General features: G+C 35.3%; 21 protein-coding genes and 6 pseudogenes. 9 read left to right on the top strand and 18 right to left on the bottom strand.

The features are described from left to right. Positions 1-20: 20 nt before the first annotated feature. The 5 genes and pseudogenes from AC01GB_RS05295 to AC01GB_RS05275 all read right to left on the bottom strand — a co-directional run bounded on the left by AC01GB_RS05295 (position 21) and on the right by AC01GB_RS05275 (position 2,514). Positions 21-417 (bottom strand): annotated as a pseudogene (locus AC01GB_RS05295) (DoxX family protein). 226 nt (positions 418-643) lie between these two features. Next, positions 644-940, bottom strand: a complete 297-nt coding sequence (locus tag AC01GB_RS05290) for a YqjK-like family protein (RefSeq protein ID WP_474450891.1) — start codon at positions 938-940, stop codon at positions 644-646. Beyond that, positions 927-1,334 (bottom strand): phage holin family protein, encoded by a 408-nt coding sequence (locus AC01GB_RS05285; protein WP_474450889.1) that lies wholly within the window; start codon positions 1,332-1,334, stop codon positions 927-929. The genes AC01GB_RS05290 and AC01GB_RS05285 overlap by 14 nt, the downstream gene beginning before the upstream one ends. A gap of 1 nt (position 1,335) precedes the next feature. Beyond that, positions 1,336-1,632, bottom strand: a complete 297-nt coding sequence (locus tag AC01GB_RS05280; RefSeq protein ID WP_474450888.1) for an ElaB/YgaM/YqjD family protein — start codon at positions 1,630-1,632, stop codon at positions 1,336-1,338. A gap of 216 nt (positions 1,633-1,848) precedes the next feature. Further along, a complete protein-coding gene (locus tag AC01GB_RS05275; protein WP_474450887.1) occupies positions 1,849-2,514 on the bottom strand; it encodes a DedA family protein in 666 nt (221 codons plus the stop codon). 533 nt (positions 2,515-3,047) lie between these two features. Here AC01GB_RS05275 and AC01GB_RS05270 point away from each other — a divergent pair. Then, positions 3,048-4,004 (top strand): TerC family protein, encoded by a 957-nt coding sequence (locus tag AC01GB_RS05270; RefSeq protein ID WP_474450886.1) that lies wholly within the window; start codon positions 3,048-3,050, stop codon positions 4,002-4,004. Between the two features lie 520 nt (positions 4,005-4,524). Here AC01GB_RS05270 and AC01GB_RS05265 read toward each other — a convergent pair. From AC01GB_RS05265 to AC01GB_RS05255, 3 genes and pseudogenes are all read right to left on the bottom strand, one after another. Beyond that, complete coding sequence (locus AC01GB_RS05265; protein WP_474450885.1) at positions 4,525-4,698, bottom strand: hypothetical protein; 174 nt, start codon at positions 4,696-4,698, stop codon at positions 4,525-4,527. Then, entirely contained in the window at positions 4,688-5,581 is an 894-nt protein-coding gene (locus AC01GB_RS05260; RefSeq protein WP_474452327.1) for an FAD-dependent oxidoreductase, read from the bottom strand. Before AC01GB_RS05260 ends, AC01GB_RS05265 begins: the two co-directional genes overlap by 11 nt. A gap of 27 nt (positions 5,582-5,608) precedes the next feature. Next, positions 5,609-6,472 (bottom strand): annotated as a pseudogene (locus AC01GB_RS05255) (oxidoreductase); the annotation flags it as partial. A gap of 1,607 nt (positions 6,473-8,079) precedes the next feature. Here AC01GB_RS05255 and AC01GB_RS05250 point away from each other — a divergent pair. Together AC01GB_RS05250 and AC01GB_RS05245 are read left to right on the top strand one after the other, a co-directional pair. Beyond that, entirely contained in the window at positions 8,080-8,433 is a 354-nt protein-coding gene (locus tag AC01GB_RS05250) for a LysR family transcriptional regulator (protein WP_474450884.1), read from the top strand. Further along, positions 8,378-8,956 (top strand): hypothetical protein, encoded by a 579-nt coding sequence (locus AC01GB_RS05245; RefSeq protein WP_474450883.1) that lies wholly within the window; start codon positions 8,378-8,380, stop codon positions 8,954-8,956. Before AC01GB_RS05250 ends, AC01GB_RS05245 begins: the two co-directional genes overlap by 56 nt. Positions 8,957-9,665: 709 nt before the next feature. Here AC01GB_RS05245 and AC01GB_RS05240 read toward each other — a convergent pair. The 4 genes and pseudogenes from AC01GB_RS05240 to AC01GB_RS05225 all read right to left on the bottom strand — a co-directional run bounded on the left by AC01GB_RS05240 (position 9,666) and on the right by AC01GB_RS05225 (position 13,210). After that, positions 9,666-10,474, bottom strand: a pseudogene (locus tag AC01GB_RS05240) (hypothetical protein). An 849-nt stretch (positions 10,475-11,323) separates the two neighbouring features. Continuing rightward, positions 11,324-12,136, bottom strand: coding sequence for a radical SAM protein (locus AC01GB_RS05235; protein ID WP_474450881.1), 813 nt, complete (start codon positions 12,134-12,136; stop codon positions 11,324-11,326). Positions 12,137-12,509: 373 nt separating this feature from the next. Then, positions 12,510-13,001 carry a hypothetical protein gene (locus AC01GB_RS05230; protein ID WP_474450880.1) on the bottom strand — a complete coding sequence of 164 codons (492 nt, stop codon included), beginning with the start codon at positions 12,999-13,001 and terminating at the stop codon, positions 12,510-12,512. Between the two features lie 32 nt (positions 13,002-13,033). Further along, positions 13,034-13,210: a hypothetical protein gene (locus AC01GB_RS05225; protein WP_474450879.1), complete on the bottom strand. Its 177-nt coding sequence runs from the start codon at positions 13,208-13,210 to the stop codon at positions 13,034-13,036. 287 nt (positions 13,211-13,497) lie between these two features. Here AC01GB_RS05225 and treB point away from each other — a divergent pair. From treB to AC01GB_RS05195, 6 genes and pseudogenes are all read left to right on the top strand, one after another. After that, positions 13,498-14,906, top strand: a pseudogene (gene treB, locus AC01GB_RS05220) (PTS trehalose transporter subunit IIBC). A gap of 41 nt (positions 14,907-14,947) precedes the next feature. Further along, positions 14,948-15,846 (top strand): annotated as a pseudogene (locus AC01GB_RS05215) (hypothetical protein). A 133-nt stretch (positions 15,847-15,979) separates the two neighbouring features. Further along, positions 15,980-16,381, top strand: a complete 402-nt coding sequence (locus AC01GB_RS05210; RefSeq protein ID WP_474450878.1) for a hypothetical protein — start codon at positions 15,980-15,982, stop codon at positions 16,379-16,381. Beyond that, positions 16,348-17,463: pseudogene (locus tag AC01GB_RS05205) on the top strand (glycoside hydrolase family 65 protein). The gene AC01GB_RS05210 and the pseudogene AC01GB_RS05205 overlap by 34 nt, the downstream one beginning before the upstream one ends. Before the next feature lie 188 nt (positions 17,464-17,651). Continuing rightward, positions 17,652-17,774: a hypothetical protein gene (locus AC01GB_RS05200; protein ID WP_474450877.1), complete on the top strand. Its 123-nt coding sequence runs from the start codon at positions 17,652-17,654 to the stop codon at positions 17,772-17,774. Positions 17,775-17,816: 42 nt separating this feature from the next. Then, the gene (locus AC01GB_RS05195; protein ID WP_474450876.1) at positions 17,817-18,239 is read left to right on the top strand and encodes an HAD-IA family hydrolase; all 423 of its coding nucleotides are present in this window, start codon (positions 17,817-17,819) and stop codon (positions 18,237-18,239) included. Positions 18,240-18,414: 175 nt separating this feature from the next. Here AC01GB_RS05195 and AC01GB_RS05190 read toward each other — a convergent pair whose 3' ends face one another. From AC01GB_RS05190 to AC01GB_RS05165, 6 genes are read right to left on the bottom strand one after another with little or no spacing between them, the layout of a single operon-like run. Beyond that, positions 18,415-18,813, bottom strand: a complete 399-nt coding sequence (locus tag AC01GB_RS05190; RefSeq protein WP_474450875.1) for a ParB N-terminal domain-containing protein — start codon at positions 18,811-18,813, stop codon at positions 18,415-18,417. 25 nt (positions 18,814-18,838) lie between these two features. Continuing rightward, positions 18,839-20,023, bottom strand: coding sequence for an aminotransferase class V-fold PLP-dependent enzyme (locus AC01GB_RS05185; RefSeq protein ID WP_474450874.1), 1,185 nt, complete (start codon positions 20,021-20,023; stop codon positions 18,839-18,841). Further along, positions 19,992-21,152 (bottom strand): ABC transporter substrate-binding protein, encoded by a 1,161-nt coding sequence (locus tag AC01GB_RS05180; RefSeq protein WP_474450873.1) that lies wholly within the window; start codon positions 21,150-21,152, stop codon positions 19,992-19,994. The genes AC01GB_RS05185 and AC01GB_RS05180 overlap by 32 nt, the downstream gene beginning before the upstream one ends. Then, on the bottom strand, positions 21,149-22,372 hold the full coding sequence (locus AC01GB_RS05175) for an MFS transporter (protein WP_474450871.1): 1,224 nt from the start codon (positions 22,370-22,372) through the stop codon (positions 21,149-21,151). The genes AC01GB_RS05180 and AC01GB_RS05175 overlap by 4 nt, the downstream gene beginning before the upstream one ends. Then, entirely contained in the window at positions 22,363-23,532 is a 1,170-nt protein-coding gene (locus AC01GB_RS05170) for an NAD/NADP octopine/nopaline dehydrogenase family protein (RefSeq protein ID WP_474450870.1), read from the bottom strand. Before AC01GB_RS05170 ends, AC01GB_RS05175 begins: the two co-directional genes overlap by 10 nt. Then, on the bottom strand, positions 23,529-24,545 hold the full coding sequence (locus AC01GB_RS05165; RefSeq protein ID WP_474450869.1) for a PLP-dependent cysteine synthase family protein: 1,017 nt from the start codon (positions 24,543-24,545) through the stop codon (positions 23,529-23,531). The genes AC01GB_RS05170 and AC01GB_RS05165 overlap by 4 nt, the downstream gene beginning before the upstream one ends. Positions 24,546-24,554 lie beyond the last annotated feature (9 nt).

The following is a 24,554-nucleotide window of genomic DNA, read 5'->3' as shown; positions in this document are numbered from 1 at the left end:
GATCGCCCAAGCTTTAACTATTACCATTTTTTATTTAACCAGTGATCAATACTGAATTTGCCTGGTCCTAGAATGGCTAATAGCATATAGCCGCCAGTAATAGAAAGATCTTTTAAAAACATCAATTGGTTATCGCCTTCGGCAAAGTTGAAGTGAAAAATAAAAGTGGTTAATAGACTAAAAGCAACGGTAAAAATAGCTATGGATCGGGTTAAAAAACCCAATAGTATGGCAATCCCACCGCCGAACTCTAATAAAAAGAGTCAATGGTAGTAAAAATGCAGGGACACCCATCGCATGCATATATTGCTGAGTTTCGATATAGCCGTTACCAAGCTTACCATATCCGGCAAAAATAAATAACAGTGGCATCAGAATACGTGCCACTAGGATAGTGATATTCTCTATGTTTTTCATATTCATCTCTCTTAAAGCATCATATTTAAAGTAATAGTTTTTAATCTGTAGTGGGCAGTTTGACTGCTAGGCAAGAGTAGTTAATTGCTGTTTTATTTATGAGCCTACATTATTAAAAATACTAGCTAAGAAAATTCCATCTATTATGCAAAAAAATTGAATGAATTAATCGAGAATAGTTTTTTGTCTAAAAGGAGTGAATTGTTATTATCAATTCGTAAATGGATTACGCTTTTTTGGCTATAAATGTTTGTATAGTTTTTGCTATCCCCCAAACACCAATAGCCCGTCGACTGAGTCGATAAAGTTTTTTAGGATGACGGATATTGTAGAATGCAATTAATGAGAAACTAGCAATGAGCAGTGGCTTGAAAACTAACATTTTTTGCCAGGTACGATCATAAGATGCAGTAATTGTTAACCAATGTTCAGACGTAGCTGATAACGCATTACGCTGCTGCTGAATATTAGTCAACAATTGCTGCTTTTTGAATACCAGTTGTTTACGTTTACTCAGTTTCATCTTCATTCTGTTTTAACTGTTTGATATCCTGTTTTAATTGTTCACAGGTTGCGGCTAATAGAGTCTTGCTATGGGCTATTTTTAATGTGCAGCAAGTACCTAATAACGCTAGGATAAGTAAAACAGCGGTTGTAATCGCAACGACTTGTATACGATAGGCTGGATCAACCATGAGAAAAATTAATACCAGCAAACTCATAAGGCCAAATGCGATCAATAGTAATGTGGTGCCGGCTAATAAAATCAGCTGGACAAAGGTCTGCTTTTCTTGTTCGAGTTCGACTGCAACAAGTTGCAGCCTTGTCTCAACCATATTAATAAGAATAGAACCTATCCGTTGTAAGGTGCTTAGCAAGCCTTTAGCCGGCCCATCTGGATGTTGATTTTCTCGCATATTAACGTTTAGCCAGTAAAATGCCTAATACCAGCCCGACAGCGGCACCAACACCAACACCTGTCCATGGATTTTCATGTACATAATCATCAGCACGGCCGGTAACTCCCTTAGTTTGATGAATAATTTTACCGCTTACATCACTCAGTTTTTGGCGAGAATCATCTAACGCTTTTTCTGCTTTACGGCGAATTTTGTCAATTTCTGCTTTGGATTTATTTTCTGTATTGTGCAAAACTTCTTCCAAAGAATCTGCTAATGATTTCAATTCTGTACGCAGGTTTTCGTTATTTTTCATAATGTTAAACTCTCTCAATAAATAATGTTAATTTTTATCACTCTTATTCTTTGAGAATAGTAAAAGAACCAATAAAATCAATCTATATCTCATTTAAGGTAATTTAAAATTTGTTATATAAAAATAATTATACTGGTATGAAAATTTGATAAACGGTTTGACCGAAAGCTATGCTGTTACCAGGAAAGTAGGCAACAGCATAAGTTAGCTTGGATTTTAGGGATTACGGCGCTTAAATTTTTTCTTTAGTACTACGGCTATACTGCCTATTAGGCCAATAAAAAGCAAAACAAGGGGGATCAGCATCAAAATACTCATGATTTGGCGTTCGTAGTATTGAAAGAGTGGGCTTTTACCGAATACATAACCAATAGTAGTTAAAATCAATACCCAAAGTAATCCACTGAGCCAATTAAAAAACTGGAAGCGTTTATTAGGTAAACCGGATAGGCCGGCAATGGTAGGTAGGATAGTTCTGATAAATGCAAGAAAGCGGCCAATAAGCAGCGCTGCCAAGCCATGGCGATGAAACAGGCCATAAGCACGTTGGTGATAATGTTCAGGTAAATGAGAAAGCCAGCTTTGCACAATTTTATTATTTCCTAGCCATTTACCCTGAAGATAGCCTACCCAGCAACCCAAACTGGCACTTGCGGTTAAGATAATAACTGTCAATGGATAATTGATAGTGTCTTTAGCTATTAGGACGCCTACTAGAATGAGTAAACTGTCACCGGGTAAAAAAGCGGCAGGTAATATTCCATTTTCCAAAAATAATATTATAAATAATATAATGTAAATAGCCCATACTAATGAAGGATTCATTAGCATATTGTAATCTTGATGCCAGAGTGCAAAAAAAAGTTCTTTAACTAATTCCATCAAGTGTTTCCTAAATACCGTGATCTTTAAACCTAATTGGTAGTTATTACCTATTATCCCTTATTAGAGATAATGTGAACCTAGTTAAAAGGGTTGTAGTATGAGCCTAAATATTAAATTCAGATATAATCATAATATATTAGACTAGTGTAATACTCTAACAAAATCATAAATAACTAAATAGCAAATTTTTCGTTGAAATTGACTCTCTATTTAATATTTTATTTTTTTACAATTCATGAAGTACATTTACCTATATCTTGTGTTTCGCTAGCAGATCTTTTATTTTAATAGCTAGCAAAGGGGGAGTAACTTCTTTAGCCGGTCTATCGTCATTACGGTGTTATGCACCCGGTAACCGGGCATCACAGGTGGATATTAAAGTAGCTTTTGTGTTGTAAGTGAGACTTTGCCAGTGGGCAAGGTTTACTTATAATTTAAATTAGTGGAATAGAAACCTATGAAGACTAAAATGGATTATAACGGCTGAGCTTTCTGTAGGAATCGGCCGTTTTTCGTTTCTAGGAGCTAAAATGCATTCTGTTGGTACTCCCGTATTATGGGTAATCTTTACTGTTGTTATTGCGATTATGTTACTTATTGATATTTCTTTACAGGGTAAGCATCCGGGAAGAGAAATAACAGTAAGACAGGCTGTTGTATGGAGTTTTATTTGGATTAGTTTGGCATTATTGTTTGCCTTAGGTTTATGCTTTTATTTTAAACAGACAACTAGCCTAACGCTTGCTAATCGCCAAACAATGGCTTTTTTAACTGGTTATTTACTGGAAAAAGCGTTAGCTGTTGATAATGTATTTGTTTGGTTAATGTTATTTAATTGTTTTTCAATCCCAGTCAATTTACAGCGCCGAGTTCTTATCTATGGTGTCTTGGGTGCGATAGTATTGCGTACTATCATGATCTTTACAGGTAGTTGGCTAGTCTCTCAGTTTCACTGGGTTTTGTATCTCTTTGGCATTTTTCTATTATTTACCGGTATAAAAATGTTTTTTGTTAAAGAAAATGATCAATCGATTGATAAAAAACCACTAGTAAAATGGGTCGGTTCTCATTTACGCATGACAGATACTTTACATGGTGAGCGTTTTTTTATTCGTCAACAAGGTATTTTATTCGCTACTCCGTTGATTATGGTATTAATTTTAGTTGAGATTAGTGACATTATTTTCGCCGTGGATAGCATTCCTGCCATTTTTGCAGTAACCACGGATTCTTTTATTGTATTGACTTCAAATCTATTTGCGATTTTAGGCTTGCGAGCGATGTATTTTGTTTTATCAGGTATTGCTGAAAAATTCTCTATGCTAAAGTACGGGCTATCTATTATCTTAATTTTCATTGGTATAAAAATGTTATTAATGGATATTTTTCATATTCCAACCGCTGTATCGCTAAGTATTGTTGCGGGAATTTTAACATTAACAATGTTCATTAATCATATTGTTAATAAATACAAAAAAATCATTTAATTGCCAAATAAATATCTTTAAATATTATAATGTTGTATCGCTTTATATTGATTAACGATGATAGAAAGGGATATTGCTACTTTCTCTATTAGTAAAATGAGTTCTGCTAGTTAATTTATTAATAAAAGAGTTGGTTAATTGTTTATCTAATAAATCTGTTTTTATCTATGATGGTATCTTTTTACCGTCATAAAAATACTTTGGAATAACAATGTAAAAAAACATATTAGCTTACTGTCTAATATGGTATATACAAGCTTTGTAATGCAAATACTAATTGATTCACTTGCCGTATTCTTTTAGGTCAGGCTTTAATTTTATGGCGTTCTGAATGATAATTTATTTGACGATTTATTTATTAGTCCTATGAAAGTTATTGCGCCTATTTTAGTATGAACATCGGTTATGTCTTCGACTGTTAACCACAAAAAGGTCAAAAAACCAATATTTGTTCTATCTTACTATTCTGTATTTTTGCCACTTTTTTGGCTGCTATATCCACGCTTATTGGTGTTTTTCTTTATATTGTATAAGCAAGACGCATTCCTTGATCAATAGCACGCCGAGCATCAAGTTCTGCAGCAATATCGGCACCACTGATAATATGGGGTGTCTTGCCTAATTTATATAATGCATTGGCTAAAGTACGAAGTGATTGTTGGCCAGCACAGATGATGATGTTATCAACAGGCAAACACTTTTTTTTGCTTGTTATGATAAATATGCAATCCCTGATCATCAATTTTCTGGTAGCTAACATCATTCATCATAGTAACGCCATGGCGTAGTAAGTTTAAGCGATGGATCCAGCCGGTTGTTTTTCCTAGCTGTTCACCAACACGGGTTGATTTTCGTTGCAGAGGATAAATTTTACGAGCAGAATCAATGTCCTGCTCACCCTTAGGATAAATACCACCTGGTTGAGATATGGCGGTATCAATGTGCCATTGGTGGGTAAAAGCATCAATGCTTTGGCTACTATTATCTGTTTCTTGACAAAAATATTGTGCTATATCAAAACCGATCCCAGCTCCGATAATTGCAACCTGGGGGCCGATGGTAATATGATGTTTTAATACATCATAATAATTCACGACACTGGCGTGATCGATACCTTCAATGTGAATTTTTTTCGGTAGTACGCCTGTAGCGATAATGATCTCATCAAAGTTTACCAATTGTTCAGCAGCGGCTTTTTTAGTTAAATGCACAGTAACATTTTTTAGTGTCAGTTGACGTTGAAAGTAACGAATAGTTTCTTGGAACTCTATTTTTCCAGGTATTTGTTTAGCAAGATTCAGTTGACCACTGATCTGGCATTCTTGTTCAAATAAAGTAATATGGTGCCCACGCTCCGCCGCTGTTATTGCAAATGATAACCCGGCAGGACCTGCGCCGATAACAGCAATATTTTTTGGTTTTAATACTGGTTGGAAAGGACAGTCTAATTCATGGCAAGCTCGGGGGTTAACTAAACATGATGCTTGTTTGCCAACAAATATCTGATCTAAACAGGCTTGATTACAAGCAATATAGGTATTAATTTCATCCGCACGATTTTCGGCTGCTTTTGTCATAAACTCTGCATCAGCAAGAAATGGCCGAGCCATAGAAACTAAATCAGCACAGCCGTCAGATAAAATCTTTTCAGTTACCTCAGGTGAATTGATACGATTAGTGCAAATTAAGGGGATTGATATTTTTCCCATCAATTTTTTAGTGACCCAAGTAAAGCCTGCTCTTGGTACCATTATTGCAATCGTCGGGATCTTCGATTCATGCCAGCCAATACCTGTACTAATCATCGATGCACCTGCATTTTCGATTGCTTTTGCTAAAAGCTCAATCTCACCCCAATTGGAGCCTTTTTCAATTAAATCAAGCATAGATAGTCGGTAGATAATAATGAAATTATTCCCTACCTGTTGCCGAACAGCTTTAATGACTTCAATTGGAAAGCGGATCCGATTTTGATAACTACCGCCCCATAAATCATCACGATGATTAGTATATCGGGTAATAAACTAGTTAATTAGATAACCTTCTGAACCCATAATTTCTATACCATCATAACCCGCTTGCAAAGCAAGTTCGGTGCAATTGGCATAGTCTTCAATTGTTTGCAAAATTACAGTATCACTGAGTGATTTAGGCAAAAAGGGATTAATACTAGCTTGTAATGCACTAGGTGCAACTAGATCTGGATGGTAGTTATAGCGGCCAGCGTGCAGGATCTGTAAGGCAATTTTCCCCCGCTTGATGAACCGCATGAGTAATTTTTTTTATGGTGAAAAATTTGTTTCTTGCTAATTAGGGTTGCCCCATGTTTGGTCAGGCTGCCAGAGTGATTAGGGGCGATGCCGCCGGTAATAATTAATAATTAATCCAATATTATTTTTTGCCTTGTCTACATAGAACTTTGCTAACCTAACACTAGCTTGAGGATGCTCTTCTAGCCCAGTATGCATAGAGCCCATAATTACTCTGTTTTTTAATTGGGTGTAACCTAAGTCTAATGGTTTAAATAGATGAGGAATGAGATGCATATCCATTTTCCTTATGATGGGTTCTTAGTATTGGATTATTGTTTTACTTAATAGCCAATTGCAACGCAAATTTTAGAAATATTATCTTAATTTAACCTATATTAATAGTTGGTTGAAAGACTATATTATTAATAAATTGTGATTTTTATCATATTTACCGATGTATTGTTTTATGATTATTAAATTGCCATAAAGTCCTACACTAAATAGTTAGGATATAAATAACATTGTAAAAGTCTAAAAATGCAATTTTCATTCTTTTGGTAGCTAAATGTTATTAATTTTAGTGTAGGGTCACATTTGAATGATAGGAGATTTGATAGAATTGTGCTTCTTCATAGATCTATTTTCACATAATGATATCAATTGAATTTTTACAGGACAGTTATAAACCACATATTTAGTAAGCATGGTTGTGTAATTTTAACATATTGATTTAGAAAATTTATTTATAGTAATCGACAATTTTTTGTATTCACTTTACTTACGGTCGTTGGGAGTAGACTATAAAATAGTTATATTATTGCGTTTATTTATGTGTATAAGATTTTTGAGACTTAGCTAAAATTTAAGTAAACAAAAATTAGTATAGTGAAGAATTAACCAAAATAGTTTTAGAAGATATTTGGTAGTTCTTTCTTATTTTGTTTTAGTGATAATATTTTTAATGATTAAGTTTATCCTGATTATGTTGAGGTATTGTTGGCTTTGCATGAGTAAGATAAAACTAAAAAGCCGTGGCAATTTATAAATATATAGGTGGTTATAAGAAGGGTAATGGCTCTAATCGAAAAATAAAGAACAAAAAAATTAATGATAAAATATGATGAGGATCTGTAGAAATATAATCCGGATGAGTAATAGTTCATTTTTCATATAAAATTAATTATATTAACAATAGAATTTTTATCTTTAATTAAATCTATAATATGAGGATGAATATAATACTTAGTATTTGGTTTTTAATCCATAAATCAAAGAAGGTAATGTTATAACAAGAAATTTATTTCACAACCTTTTGTTATAAAATTCATTAAATTTAAAAATCTTGTAATGTACAATAGTAAAATAAAATTTATATTATAATTTTCTAATTGTAATGTATATATTCTAGTTATTTATTTTTTTATTTAAATGCATTAATAATTATTAATTTTACAATATCAAAATTTATATTTTTTAAAAATGTAAAATATATATATTTTTATACAGTTTATTGTAAGTGGTTAAATATGATAAATTTTTAAATTTTAAAAATTTCATTATTATTCTTATAAATGATTGCAAATTCATGATAAGTAAACAATAAATGAAAAAAGGTATGTGACATTTTATAATTTATAAGAAGTAATAACAATTGATAGGGAGAAGTTGTATGTAGCTATATTAGGATAAAATAAAAGTTTACATTATATGTTATTACATTGAGAATTCTAAAAATATAAAAATTATTGAGCTTATTATTTATATGTTTTGAGTTTTTTTTAATAAAAGTTTGCTTCTATCTAATTTTTTATAGAGAAGATAATATGTTTTTTTCAAAAAGAGTTGAGCAATTTATAACTATTGCCCAAAAAGGAACATTTAAAGAAGCGGCAGATGAGTTATGTATATCTCCTTCTGCCCTTAGTAAGGGAATGAAGGAAATAGAGGGGCAGTTAGGTGTTCAACGTTTTCAACACTCAGGAAGAGGAGTAAAATTAACTTCTAATGGGGAAAAATTATATCAAGAATTATTCCCACATTATCAGGATGTAAGTGCTACAACAAAAAAATTAATGTTAGGTTTTTCTAGTAAAAAAAAGTCTGTTATTAATATAGCGACAGATGATGCTTATTTTCCTGAATCTGGCCTCAATAATATCAAAAATAGATTCAATTGAATCGGGAATTCTTGTTGATATTAAGAAGTATTCTAATCATTTAATATCAGATATTATATGTCGTATTCAGACAGATATTTTTATTGGTTCAAGAGAAGAGGAGAATTTACCTGCTAATATTGAAAGTCTATCACTATGCTCTAAGTTAGAATTAGGTGCAGCTGAAAATATTATAAATCACTACAAACATAAAGATGAAATGGAATTACTACTTAATAATAATATTATAAAAACAGAAAGTATGTTGTTATCGAAAGGTTTTGAGAGAATAAAAAATATATTAATGGATAAGCATAATAAGAATATAATTTCAGTTCCAAGTATTGATGATGTTTTTCATATATTAGGTGATGGAAAAGGTATTTCGTTTATTCCTAAATCCAATAAAAATATATCATTAGGTAAGAAAAATAAAGTTAATTTCGCTATCCCTCCTGCCCCTTTCAATATCGAAGTTCGAGGAAAATTATATTACAAGACTGAAAAAATAATCTTTACAATGGCTTATAGATTTAATATGTGATTAATATGATGTAATAAACACCAGGGAATCTAATATTAAACCAAAAATATATAATATAGCAGTTTTTCTGTATCAAGTTTTATTTTAAATTTATCTTCTGGTTTTATTTATTACATGATATTTATTGTTTAATTGAGCTATGCCTATTAGATTTTAAATATTATCAATTTTAATTTAATTATCACTTTAATAAATAATTTCAATTGTGTTTGTTATTCTAATGATATTATAAATATATTATATTAAAAATATAATAATAGTTTAATTTTTTATTTTAATTGCTACTTATTAGGGATGTTATTTCGTGTAAATTTTAATATAATAATTTTAAAATATTGTAAGGTGAATTTTATTAATAATGAAATGTGGAAATTATTTTAAAATAATTTATTGTTCACATGATTCTCATTAAGTATGGTAATTTAAATAATTATTATTTTTATCCACGACTCATATTATTGGTATTTAAAAAAACTTTTGCTAGTAAAAATATATTTTTTAAATTGCTTATGAAAATATTAATTTTTTATCCGATAAATAAACTACTGTTTAAATGATTTTTATACTTTAAAGGTGTTAATAAACTTATTATTGATTAATTTTAAAGCTACTATTCTTCATCAACTATAGCGATATCGCATAGCAGTGATAAGCAGAATAGCTTGATTATGGAGATTGAGCACTGCAGTCGAACTTCTGGTTGATTAATTTAACCTAAACTTTCCGCTACTGACAAATAATCAGTATAAATTTGAGGTGAGCCGGAGAAGGATGCAAATTGCTTCCACTCTTTATACATAAGTTTAGTATCCTGATGCGCGCGCGCAAAATGATCAGCTTCATCAGTGGCTATATCTGGTTTGGGATAAAATAGATTAAGTGCTGCAAGACTTTCAATCTCCATCATTACGATATATTGATCCAGGCGATTTCCGCGTTCACCTTTTAACAGGCGAAATTTCCAGCCGGGATAATCCTCTATTCGATGATGGTTTTCAGCAATAAAAGTTTCAAATGTTTTTGCCTTATTCCCAGGCCGTAGTGCTAGGTTGTGGATCCCCATTATTCTGGCGATAGGCTCTTGGTTAGGTAGTTCCTGATGCAAGGGCCATAACAGACGGTACTTTTTTTTATTTTCAGCGAGTAGTTGATAATCAGTGTAAATAGTTGGAATTTCACTAAAAGTACCATAACGTTGCCATTCGGCAAGAATATCATGTATTTTTTGTGGTTGTTGCTGCCAGAATTGATTGGCTAATTCTGTTTTATTGCCGTTACTAGATTGATAGCGATTACTATGTTCTGTGCTTTCTATTTCAAACAGCATCAGGTATTGTCCAACCCGTTCGTCACGGAGACCACGCAATAGCGTCCAACGCCAGCCAGGATGGCATGGAATATAGACACCTTTTTGCGAACGAAGGTTTCGAATTGCGCGGGTGTGATACCAGCCTCGGTATCGATTGCAATGTAATAAAGACTGAAAACGGGTAAGGGTGAGTTATATTTTCTTTCCATTAATGATTTCCTTACATTTTTGCCGCCGATAGCCGGCTATGGCACTTGCCAGATATGATGTCATTGGCCATCTAGTGCGATGCTGATTGCAAATAATAGGGTGGCCATCGCGGAGTATCGGTTGCTACTTATTAATGACGGGTTCCATACATCTGTCGCGATAATGACGTTATCATGTCTGTAAGCCATGCCGAAAATGTGGTATCAAATAAATAGTGTTTATTTTTTTAATTGAACAATGTTAACAAAATTGGGTGTTAATAATGGATTCAACTAATATCGCCGCTTCTTTAGTTAAAAAAAACCTGTTATTATCAATTGAAATAAGTTTTCTATGCTGTAATGTTGTTAGTGCATTATTAATAGTTTTGTTTGTAAAAAAAACTTTCCCCATCAAATTTTGCTTTATAAACATTATCATCTACTGGGATCAAGATAGATAATGCCATTTTAAAAGCATTTATTCTTTTTTGATCGTTTGAAAAACCTCTAATAGAGTGGCAAGGTAGTTGGCTTTTATTAATAGATTCTTTGTATTGTTTATAGTTTGTTATATTTATCATTTCAGAGGAGATAGATTTTGAGCTGCCACCTAAGCCAATCGCTATCTCTGGAAATTGTTTATTAAGATCAGTAATAAGGCTTTTCCATTTTTCAGGGTAAGTATTTTTTTATAAAAATACATGGTCGGGTGTTCGTTATATTCCATGGCGAGATATCTATCTATTAAATCACGCATTTGATACTGTTTTTTCTAAACTGGGTATCGATCTATCTGCGACAGTAATTATTTTTTTCTGCCACAAACTATCTCTCTCGATACGCCGTTTCTAGTTTCCATAAACTCTTTCATATGTAATTTAGTGCAAACAACATGCGAAATATTGAGTTTTTTATTATTTCCATATCGTTTTTTACATCATCAACAGTTTGACCGAATAAACCATAAATGAGGTCAACGCTAATCAATTCAAAACCTAATGCATTAGCATCTGCAATAGTTTTAAAACATTCTTTTGGAGTATGTTTTCTGCCATATGCTTTAATTAAATGATCCCGAAATGATTGTGTACCAAAGGATAATTTAGAAAAACCTAGTTCTGTCAGTAACGATAAGTATTTTTTATTAAGACTACCAGGCTCTCCTTCAAATGGCATGATAGTGGATGAAAAATTAAAATTATTTTTATAAGAATTTATTAATCTTTTTAATTCGCTATCGGGCAGAAGAGAGGGAGTACCGCCAAATATATTAAATTCACCGATGTTTACATTAGCAAGATTTGGTACTTGCTTTAGCCAAAGAGTGGCTTCTTTTATATTAAGGTCAACGATTTCTTTAAATAAACTGTCAGATTTTGCTGACTTAGGGTTCACTATAATAGTGGGAAATTGACAAAAATGGCATCGATAACGACAAGTTGGAATATAAACCCAGAGATGAATATTTCCTGCCTTTTTTATTTCCTTATTCATATCATCATAAAATGAGGTTAAGGGATAATTGTCGATATCACCTGGAAAAATATGACAACCAAAAGGATCTTTAATCACATATTCAAGTAAATCTGTATTTTCTTTTTTACTTAAAATATTGCATATATTTGGTCTAGGATATTTTTCATCAATATCATTAAGGGAAGTAATATAGGTATCTCGCATTAGAATACTCCACCATTAGCAAAATAATTGTGTGCTTCTCCTGATTCTCTATCCTCACAAAAATAATAAACAAATCTATTAAAATCTTTATTATCAATAGCATTAAAACAGGCAGGAAGTGGTGGTGGGTAGCCTATGTCTTCATCTACATGATGACGAAGTGAGTTGAATATCTCATCTTTGAATTCAAAATACAGTCTGAATGCGTGTGTTTTATAAGAATGTATCGGTTTGAAATCAATAATACTGGTTTCATTTTTGATCTCATTAATTCTATTATAGAGATCCTTAGCAACATCAGGTGTAAAAAATTAATAACGTGTTGGTTGTGAATTAAAATATTAGGATTTAATAGTGCCGGTAATATAATCTTTTATTGAATAAAACCAGGCTTGCTGTGCATCACTCGCGGGGTTAAATCTTGATAATGAGTTAATTGATGGTCTAGTGGCCTTACATCTTTCATTGTAATGACGCCATTTTCACCATAGGCGATACCATTAATAACATCGTATAATAAGGTATCGACTCTCCTACTATTAATTTTTACATATGATTTTGGTGAATATACCGGTTTTCCACAATAAGCAATAACTTTTATACCAAAATCCCAATCGTCAGATAAATGTTCGACAAATTTACCATTTTGTAATTGGTAAAATATTTCAATACCGCCAACAATATCATACATATTTTTTTCAACAGCAAATCCTTTTCCATCGGGAAAGCCACCAAATAAGGAGAATGAAAAATCACGGCAGCGTAAGGTTTTATCTATTTCTTTATATAAGTTAGGCCGCTCGATAAAGTCATTTTTCTCATAAAAATAATTACAAGTACCTAAATCATCATCTTGTGTGATCATTGTGTAGATAAGTTCATCAAGCCAATATTGGTCTACAATACAATCAGCGTCAGCTGATACAATATAATGTTTTTGTTGGTTGCCAAATTGAACACGCGTTCTTCCGTTCGTTGGGAGGCATAATCCATCCCTTTTTTTCTTGCTGAAGAAACACCTTGAATTTTTTCATTAATAATATGAATATCAAGGTTGTGATATTTTTTTGGCAAGTAATAATTTTGCTAGCAGAATTATCGGTTGAATTATTGTCTAAAAAAATTAATTCAGTATTACTAAGAATCAAATAGCTTATACTTAAATTTTTGATTATAAATTGATTCTATGACACTTTCTAATCGTTCACTTTCATTATAAAAAGGGAATATAATAGATATAAAGGTTTCTCTACGCATAAATTATCCATATTAAAGGTTATAAAATCTAATTTTTAATACTAGATATTAAATATTTTATTTATTATCTGATTAGATAATAAATTTTTTCCTATATTAAAATTATGTTAAAAAAAATCACAATAAATCATATTCATATTAACAAGATTATTTCTACGATTGGTGGCAAAAATAATGTAAATAGTTTTACCCACTGTTTGACTCGATTACGTTTTATTTTACATGAACTAGAAAAGGTAAATATAGAGGATTTAAAAAAACTACCAGAAGTTAAAGGTTGTTTTAATCAAGCAGGGCAACTACAAATTGTTATTGGTACCAATGTAGACAAATATTATAAAGCAATTCAACAACAATTTGATATCTCAACAGGTGACGACGATAAAAAAGCTCCCAAAATAGCGATTAAAAAAAGACAAAACTTTGGACGCGGTTAATTACTAATCTAGCTGAAATTTTCTTCCCATTGCTGCCTGCGTTAATTTGTAGCGGTTTGTTGTTAGGCTTGAGGAATGTTTTAGGTGAAATGCCAATAGTAAACAATAAGCCATTAATGGCATTTTATCCTACACTAAAACCGATTTATGATTTTCTCTGGTTGCCTTGTGAGGCTATTTTCATTTTTTACCGGTAGCAATTTGCTGGTCAACAGTAAAAAAATAGGCGGAACACCAATACTAGGTATTATTCTGGGAATTACATTAGTCTCGCCACAATTAATGAATGCCTATAATTTAGGTAGTCAGTTATCTGCTGTTTGGGATTTTGGTCTATTTACTATCCAAAAAGTAGGCTATCAGGCCCACGTTATTCCCGCTATTTTTGCTGGCTTATTTTTAGGTTGGTTTGAAATACTTATACGTCGTTATGTTCCTGGTTATTTGAAATTTGTGATTGTGCCGATTGTTACTTTGAGCATCTCTGTTTTTGTTGCGCATGCAATACTCGGTCCAATAGGGCGAATGATAGGTAACCAAATTGCAGAAGTAGTCAGATTTGTTATGTTCGGTGGTTTTGCCTCAATTGGCTCCGCTATTTTTGGCTTTACCTATCCTCTACTAGTAATCAGTGGCGTTCATCATACTACGTTGGCTATAGATCTGCAGATAATGCAAGCGCAGGGTGGAACGCCAATTTGGCCGATAATTGCGCTTTCCAATATTGCACAAGCTTCTGCTGTGGTAGGCATTATTATTAGCCGTAAAGAAAATGAACGAGAAGTGACTATTCCGGCTGCAATTTCCGCTTATCTGGGCGTTACTGAGCCTGCGCTTTATAGTGTTAATCTTTATGCGCCATGGTAGATTCTGCTTTTGCCGGTTTTATCTGTGGCGCTTTTGGCGTACTTTCAAACGGTATCGGTGTGGGGGGATTGCCTGGTATGCTTTCTATCCAACCGATTTATTGGTTAGTTTATTCATTTGCGACAATCATTGCTATTGTTGTTCCAATCATATTGACGATAGTAATTTACCGTTACCAACAGCGAAAAGGTACGCTTATTTCTGATTAAAGGATTATTTGACTAATACATTTTTAATAGTGAATTTGAATATGAATTATTTGCATATTGTTTTTAAACCACAAGAATTAGTGCTTTACCAAGCCCAAATGAATAATAAAACTTATCCGATAACCTATCAGAAAATTAATATATTAGAGTTGTTAGAATTAATTAAACAAATTAAATTAGATTTTCCCAATATTCAAGGGGGAATATTAAAAGGAGATGCGTTAGCGTTTTATTCGGCATTTTGTATCAAAATTGCTAATGATGGTGTTGTTGATATGGAGAAATGTTTCTCTGAAATATTCAATGTCCCCTTTATTCGAACAGAAGTTTTAGTTGATGATTGTGAAGAGACATTAAAACATGCCTTAGCAGAGAAACAACAAACAATAACTTGGAGCATTGATTATTGTGGCTATAATCCAGGCAAAGCGGAATATACCACTGAGTCCTTATTGACCGTAGCAAATGGATATTTAGGGTTACGCGGGACATTACCTGAAATGGTAATCAGTGATGATACTTATCCGGCAACTTATCTTGCAGGGCTTTATAATCAAGCTATTTCTGTAATAAATGGCCACCAAGTTCATAATGAAGATTTCGTAATGCACCCAATGCACAATATATCTCATTACGTATTGGCCAAGGTAAATTTGTTAATCTTACGGATTTTAAAGTTATTTCTCTTTATCGTCGGTTAGATTTAATGACAGGAATTTTATCTAGTGAATTACAAATTGAAGATCAAGAAGGCCGTCGCTTAAAAATAGATTGTCGAAAATTTACTAATATGGCAAGAATGACGCACTATAGTATTGAATATCAATTTTGTCCTTTAAATTTTTCTGATCAAATCACCATTTGTAGCAAAACAGATGGTGGAACGTTTAATTATGGTGTTGAACGCTATCGTTCACTCAATTTTCTCATTATCAAATAAAAGATTTAAGTGTTGATAAGCATAAAACTTATTAGCGCAAACCTTTCAAAGTCAAATCGGGATTGGAGTTTCGACAGAAATTAGCGGTGATTTTTTTGCGCCAAATAATGTCGAAAATAGTATTGTTCAACAGGTGGTTTTTTCTGTTCAACAAGGTAACTGTTATCGGTTAGATAAAAATGTGCCGATCGCTATTTCTACTGTTTTTAATCAAGATTGGCAGCAGGTAAATTCATGGCAGTTGCCTGATTTTGCTACTCAGTTAGCAGAGAGTCAGCTTGCCTGGCAAACGCTTTGGCGGGAAAGCGATATTGTCATTGCTGGTGATATGATGACGCAAAAACTACTGTGTTTACATACCTACCATCTATTAGCTTCTTGCTCCCCATTAACGAATGGTAAACATAAATTAGATGTTTCTGTTACTGCCAGAGGTTTGCATGGAGAAGCTTATCGAGGGAATATTTTTTGGATGAAATATTTATTCTGCCATTTTATATTATGCATTTTCCGACAACCGCTCGCCAATTATTAATGTACCGTTATCGGCGGTTGCCGGTTGCCAAACATGCCGCTCAGCAAGCTGGTTTTCAAGGTGCTATTTTTCCCTGGCAATCAGGTCATGATGGTAGTGAGCAGACGCAAATCTTACATATAAATCCGCTGACAGGACAATGAGATCCTGATCATAGTCACTTACAGTGTCATATTTCTTTAAGCATTGCTTATAATGTTTGGCTATATTGGTTAAATACTGGCGATAAGCCATTTATGATCGATTTTGGGTTGGAATTATTAATTGATATTGCCAAGTTTTGGCTAAGTAAAACAGTCTGGGATGCGACTACTAATCGATATCATATTGGTGGCGTTATGGGTCCAGATGAATTTCATGAATATAGTTTAGGTAATAAAGAAGCCGATTTGCAGGATAATGCTTACACTAATTTAATGGTGGTATGGTTATTTAATCAAATTGATCTGATAGTTTTATCTTTGTCAAAACAGGATTTAAATAATATTTTAAATCAAGTTAATATCGATAATGATTTCTGGCAGCAACTAAAAACCATTAAAGAAAACTTAGCGTTGTCAATTAATGAGCAAAATATTATCGGGCAATTTGATGGTTATTTTGCCCTTGAAGAAATTGATTGGCAAAAATATCGCAATAAATACGGTAATATTTATCGGTTAGATAGGATAATGCGCGCTGAAGGGAAATTAGCCCATAATTATAAGATTGCCAAACAGCCAGATTTATTAATGATATTTAATAACTTTAACCAAGATGTTGTTAGTTCATTATTAGAGAACATGAATTATCCTGCGTCTGATAATTATGTAGAAAAAAATTTCAATTATTATTTTTCTCGCACTTCCCACGGCTCGACACTATCTCGTGTTGTTCATGCGTCTTTGGCTGAGAATATTAAATCGTCAGCTTTATCTTGGCAATTATATCAAGACGCTTTATTTTCTGATTATCAGGATATTCAGGGTGGAACGACCTCAGAAGGTATTCATACTGGCGTAATGGCGGCCACCCTCAATATGACAATTATGACATACGGTGGGGTAGATATTCGCCAACCGTTATTGAAAATCAATCCTTGATTACCTACTCATTGGCAGCATCTCCAATTTAAACTGTGCCATTTAGGCATTAATTACCAATTTTTTATCACTCAAGAACAATTATCAATTGGATGTGATCAGGATACTGAGATACAGGTGGGTGAGCATCAGTATCGGATTTCTGCCGGTAAAATTGCTAATGTTGTTTATAAAAATGAGGTAGTTGCATGAAGAAGGGCATGATCTTCGATCTTGATGGTGTTATTGTCGATACCGCTTTTTATCATTTTAAAGCTTGGCAATATTTGGCTAAACAAATCGATATTGATTTTGATGCGACCTTTAATTAAACTTTGAAGGGAATAAGCAGAATTGAGTCATTGGAGAAAATTTTGCTTTATGGTAATAAAGCCGATGTTTTTAGTGTGGCAGAAAAAAATATCCTGCCTGGGGTATTGCCTTTTATTAAGCAAGCCAAAAAAAAGAAAATACCTTGTGCGATAGCCTCCGCTTCTAAAAATACCAGAATGATCCTCGAGCAACTGAATATTAAAGATTATTTTAATGTAATTGTTGATCCTCACTCTTTATCTAAAGTTAAGCCGGATCCAGAGATTTTTTTAACAGCGGCCAATTTAATTGATGTATTACCTAATGAAGCGATTGGCTTTGAAGATTCACAAGCAGGAATTACAGCATTAAATAGCGCGAATATTTTTTCTGTGGGCATATCGTCAAAAGACAATTTAGTGGGTGCAGATTTACGAGTAGACTCTTTTGAAAAAATTAATTTTGAGCAACTGCTATGTCTATAATTGAATGCTTTAATTATTTAATTTAAATAGTCAACATTTAGTAAAATAACCTCTTTTCCATCTTTAGGTCAGGCAACAAACTAGTAATTGAGGTTGGTGATATATAGTTTTACTTATAAATGTTGACAGCGCTTTTTCACTGTCAGCATTTATAACAGCCATTACCTTAATGTATTTAAGAATATGTAACGGGCATGTTTTGCAACTGCTGAATACTAAAATCAACAACAGGAAGCTCTGGAGAAAATAGATGTCTGGTAGTTTTATATGGAAATATTTTCTTTTTACTTACAATATGTTCTCTAATTTTTTCAGGGCAAAAAGGCCCACCGTTACACCAGTGGTAAACACTTACACATTCATAGGTATAATCAAGCATGACACAAGGAATACATGCTAGACCTAACCGATATGCAGCACAATATCGATGATTACCATCCATAATAATCCCAGTTTGTTTTTCTATTGGGACAGCCGTTATCCATCTCTGACAGTGAATAATCTCCTCTACTAATATTTCTACATGTTCAATGTTGACCTCTTCAGATGGACGGATCAATGCAAGTGGTCGCAATACTACGTTATATATCATGTTTGCCTCATCTGATATCAGCAAGTACGTTAAGTAGGGTATCAATCTCTTCTTCACTGTTGTATGCGTGCACAGATGCACGTACGACAGCGTCAAGTCCACGATTTTTCATATCAATAAATGTTGAATTAAATCGTGAACAGGAAACATTCATACGACGTGGATGAGTGGATAGATACTTTTGTACATTTTCTGGAATAATATTCTTGACGGTAAACGTAACAATCCCAGATAAATATTTCCCGCGATCATGTATCTGAATGTGAGGTAAATCCTTCAGACCGGTTCTAAGTTGTTTCCCAAGATGAAGAATTCGTTGAGTTATATTTTCCTGGCCTAATGATGTAGCATATGCGGCAGCAGCTCCCAGACCAAGACGATCCGCAATATTAGCTTCCCAGCATTCAAAACGACGTGCGCTATGATTAATGCGATAATGATTAGCACTTTCCAGCTTCGCGGCATGATGATCAAGCAATATTGGCTCTATAGTTGAGCTTAATATGTTATCTATCCACAGAAAACCAGTACCACGTGGAGCACGTAAGTATTTGCGACCAGAAGCGGTTAATACATGACAGCCAATTTTTTTGATATCTAATGGTAAATGCCCAATTCCCTGGCAGGCATCCAGAAAAAACCATACGCCTGCTTCACGCGCGAGTGCGCCAATTTCCTCGACGGGTTGTATTGGCCCACCATGTGTACCAAGCAATGGTAGGCTTATTAATCGGACATTGGGATTATCCAATGCTTTCTTTAGGTGTTCCAAACAAACAGCGCCAGTTTCATCTTCATTCAGTACTTTAACCTTTATACCATCTCGTTTTTGTCTTTGCAGATAGGGTATATAATTTCCTGCATACTCAGTTGTTGAGGTAAGAAGAATGTCACCAAATTTCAATGGTAAAGAATAAAAAGCCATATCCCAGGCACGAGTCGCATTCTCCATCAGTGCGATATCAGCAGGTTTTGCATTGATAAGCGTTGCTAGTTCCTGATAGACATTTTCAATTGACTGTCGCTGGGTCACAGCAGCTTCATAGCCACCGATGGTGATTTCTCTGGAGTAATGTTCCCTTATCGCACGTATAACTGGTTCAGGCATTAAACTTGCCCCGGCATTATTAAAATGGATGACATGCTCCGTTCCTGGAGTATCAGCGCGAAGCTTTGTCAGACAAAGTGTCACTATTATGCCCCTCTGCTTTCAAACTAACCATATATCCTGCTAAGTACGGAATGGGAAGGAATTCATGATGAAGACGACGGAATGTATCATCGGGATCAAGTTCACTGAATAGTTCAGGATGGATCCATTTTGCTAATTGCTGGATGGCAATGACATCGTAAGGACTGTTGTAGAACTGATGCCAAATAGCGAAAAATGCATTATTATGCTGAGCTGAACTGTTTTTATAGGCAGGGCGGGTAGTAAACCATGCTAGTCTAGTTTGGGCTTCTTTAATATCCGCACCAGGGCCGAGAGGTATCCATCGCCCACCAGGTACTGATGCCTGAAAATTACCACTGGTCAAAATTACTATATCGGGATTGGCTGATACTATCTGCTCTGGATTGATGGTAAAAAAGGAACCTGGAGATAACGATGCAGCTATGTTTTTTCCCCCAGCAAGTTTGACAAATCGCCCAAAACTTCCTTTACCAAACGTCATACAACACTCATCTGAATATCCTCCTAGACGCTCAAGAAACACTTTAGGTAGGGGAGACGTTAACTTATTTACCTGGGAGGTTACACGTTTTAGCTCCATATCACGGAATTGAAGGTAGGCGGTGGCAAGTTCTATTTTGCCAAACAGTTTGCCAAACAGTTTTACCGTCGGGGGAATATGTGCTATTGGTTCATAACGAAAGTCAACATAGACGATAGGGATCCCGGCGCTGGAAAGCGCCGCCTCATATCCTGAATCTACGATCGCTTTTCTTGCATCCATGTTCATGATGATAAGGTCAGGTTTGAGGCTAATGGCCAGCTCTACATCGAAAATTCCCTGTTCGCTACCACCAAAAGTAGGGATTTTTTCCAAAAGGGGAAAACGTTTTCGATACTGTTGCCATGTCGCTGGATCTGACTGAATTAAATCCTTTCTCCAGGCAACCACTCGCTTAGCTGGATTTTCCTTATCTAACATTGCAACAAGGTAAAGTTGTCGACCTTCGCCTAGGATCACGCGTTGAACCGGAAGTTTGACTGACACAGTTCTACCGAGGAGATCGGTCACCGGAGTAACTATTTGTTCCGCTTGTACACTGGAAGAAATTAGCAGTATGGTAAAAAATAAAAACCTTACTATCATAGCTCATATCCTATAGATTTATTTGATTCTTTGGAGGAGTGGCTAACTTTCAACGTGATAAAAAATGTGATGAGATACATTACAGCGACACAAATAAACAAAGCAGGCAATCCTGGCCAAAGAAGAGTTACTCCACCAAGAGCAATCCCCGCAATAGAAGCAAACTGGCTTATACTTTGTGTCAGGCCAAGTACATAACTTTGTTCTCCCTTAGCCGCGGCACGAGAGATTAATGCGGTTAGTATGGGTGTTGTTGCGCCAAGCAATACTCCCCACAAAAAATAGAGGGAAATTAACAACCCAGTTTGACGCACAGCTGCAAGCAGCAAGGTTATAAGGAAACAACCGATTATTATGCTCAACATACGCTTTAGGGTGGCGTGCATATTATGAGGTTCGAACCACCGTGCCCAAAATGTAGCAGAAACGATTACACCAGTAGCCTGTAGACCATATGCCAATCCTATCAACCAGTTCGGAGCATTGAAAAGGCTGGTAACATAAAGTGAAAACGGGGTTTGCGTTATCATTCTGCTCATTAATAGCAGACTAAGAATAAGCAATAATCCAACCATTACTCTATTATTGACGGTACGTAAAGTGGTTTTTCCTTCTGGGAGAGGGTAGGCGGTCGATATGCTTTTAGTCGGGCCATCATCAGGTAATACTAGGAGCACCAAAAGAGCACATAGAGCACAAATAATGGATGCACTCAGATTGATCCAGAAAAAGCTCAATAGATCGAGAATAGCTCCGCCAGTGATAGCACCCAAAAGTGCTCCTGTATTAGTAGAAACCTGCAACCATGCGAATAAACGTGTATGTTGTGATGCCGGTACCATGGCAATACCATAAGCCTGTGCTGGAGCGATATACCCGGCACAAGCGCCCTGAACAAAACGCAGAATAAGTACAATCCATACATCATTTGCGAAGGCGAGTCCTAACTGCGTTAGAGCAAGGCCAGCCAGTGCGCGGATCATCATTGTTTTATTGCCGATCCTGTCACCAACGCGCCCCCAGAACGCGCTTGTCAATATAATGCCTAGCATAGGGGCAATATAAACACCGGTGCCGGAAAAACTCAGAAGTTCCTGCGATGTCATACTTGCTAAATGTAATGGCCAGAAAGGTCCGCTCATCTCCATTGCGCCCATTGAGAGCAATTGTACGATAAACAAGAACTGAACAATAAACACTACGCTACCTGTCACGCGCATTCTGTTACCACCCTAATTTCCGGCCAACTGGCGGGGATAGGGACTGTGGCACTGTTTTCCCCTATATACTCACAACACCAAAGATAGATTTCATTGATATAAGGCACTGGCACATTAAGGCGTTTTCCAATAGTAACCAAAAGGCTAAGACCACAGGCAATATCTTCCTGAAAGACTCTATGGTGTTGATCAAAAACATATCCTTCTTCATTTTTAGCTTTAATGAGAGGGAGCGGAATTCCTTCGTATGCCTGATTCGTTCTTAAAACACTTAACAATGTACGAGAATCAGCAATAAGATCACCGTAGGCCTCGACGATTTCCTGCTGCAAAGGTTGTACTGAGCTGAGATCGATGTGGAGCGTAGCCTCAGCTGCTTTACGTAGCAACTGATTTTCCTCATCACAACGGGCAAGGAAGTAGGCACCTAACTCTGGGCAATCATTCCACCAACAAGGGATATGGCTAAAGGAATGTTTGTGCCACTGCCCCCATGGACCGATTAAACCGTAAATTACGGAGCCATGCATAATTGGATTACCTGGAGTTAGGGTAATTTCGAGGTAATCAGCAAGTAGTATCACAGGTGATTCATAAAGTTGGTTTAGATAACCAATTAATATTTCAGCCATTTCTGGCTTTTCTCTACGGTGTAATGCAACATAAAGATGTGATTTAGCGCCACCAAGTTTGACACTTTTCCCCCGGATAAGCTCAAAAGCAATATGGGAAACATCTTTCATCCCCCATAATACGATGTTAGGAAGAGTTCCTAAACGATACTCTGCCAGCCAGTCAAAACCACCAAAACCAGGAATTGCACCGACAAACACCGGTTTATTACGTGGCAGTGCTGGCTGAATAAGTTTTAGTACACTATCTCTTACATGAATTGGTGTAGTAATTATAATAACATCTGCATCACGGCACGCTTCATAAGGACACGCTGTTACACAAGAGGGACTCGCTTTTAATAGGGTTCCGTCATTCAATAACGCATGAATTTGCCCACCATTTTTTCTATAGGTGGCAGGAAATTCGGGTTGGCTGCTGAAAAGCGTAACGTCGACTTTAGGATTTTGACTGAATAAAACCGCTGCAAGGTGACCAGTATTACCAGCACCACAGATAGTTACTTTCAGTTTATACTCTGCGATCATGATTTACACTCCAGAATTGCGGAAGAAGCAAACCAGTTATCAAGTTGATCCCAGATTTCTGGAGCAGTCAAATCTCGTTCTTTAAGCCATTCTTCATTGAAAATAGTGTGCAGATATTTTTCACCTCCATCAGCGATGACCAGCGCCACATTGCCCTTGATTATCCCTTTACCGATTAGTTCTAGCGCCTTATAAATTGCTCCCCCAGTAGAACCGCCAACCAATAAACCAAAACGTCGAGCAAGATAACGGGCTGTTTCAAAAGCGCAAGCATCAGAAACCTGTTCGCCGTAATCAATGCAGCTATAATCTAGCACTAGACCAACCGTATCCCCTTTTGGTGTTCCTGTCCCTGACTGGTAATATGGCTTGCCTGGTTTGCCAAATACGATGGAACCTTCCGGTTCAACAGCGATAGTGACAGTATCAGGATTATGAATCTTGAGCCCGTGTGCAATACCCGTTATCGAACCACCAGTGCCGACGCAGCCTACCCATGCGTCAACCCGACCAATTTGGTGGACAATTTCACGAACCAGATCAGCATACCCACCTGCGTTGGCGGCATTATCAGACTGATTCATAAAGACCGCACCTGATATCTCACTGGCGATCTCGGCGGCCATACGTTGGCGTTCAATAACAGCGACTTCATTTTCACCATAGTCACCTTTAACATAGCGGATCTCAGCCCCCAACGCTCGCATGATGGATATTTTGTCCTGAGCAGCATGGTGATCGACAACGCCGATAAATTTAAGACCAAATTCAATAGAGGCTAACGCTAATCCAATACCGGTGTTTCCAGAAGATGACTCAACAATCGTTCCTCCCGGTTGGATGCGCCCAGATTTAAGTGCCGCAACAATCATATTTCTGGCCATACGGTCTTTCATACTACCACCAGGGTTATTTTTCTCGACTTTGATGTATAACCGGGAGTCTGCTTGTGTCAATGGCAACTGTATGACAGGAGTATTGCCAATTAAATCAGTTACTTTGCTGAAAATCATTTAAAAATT

The organism is Candidatus Arsenophonus phytopathogenicus, assembly GCF_056113345.1.
This window is presented reverse-complemented; position numbering and strand designations above follow the sequence as displayed.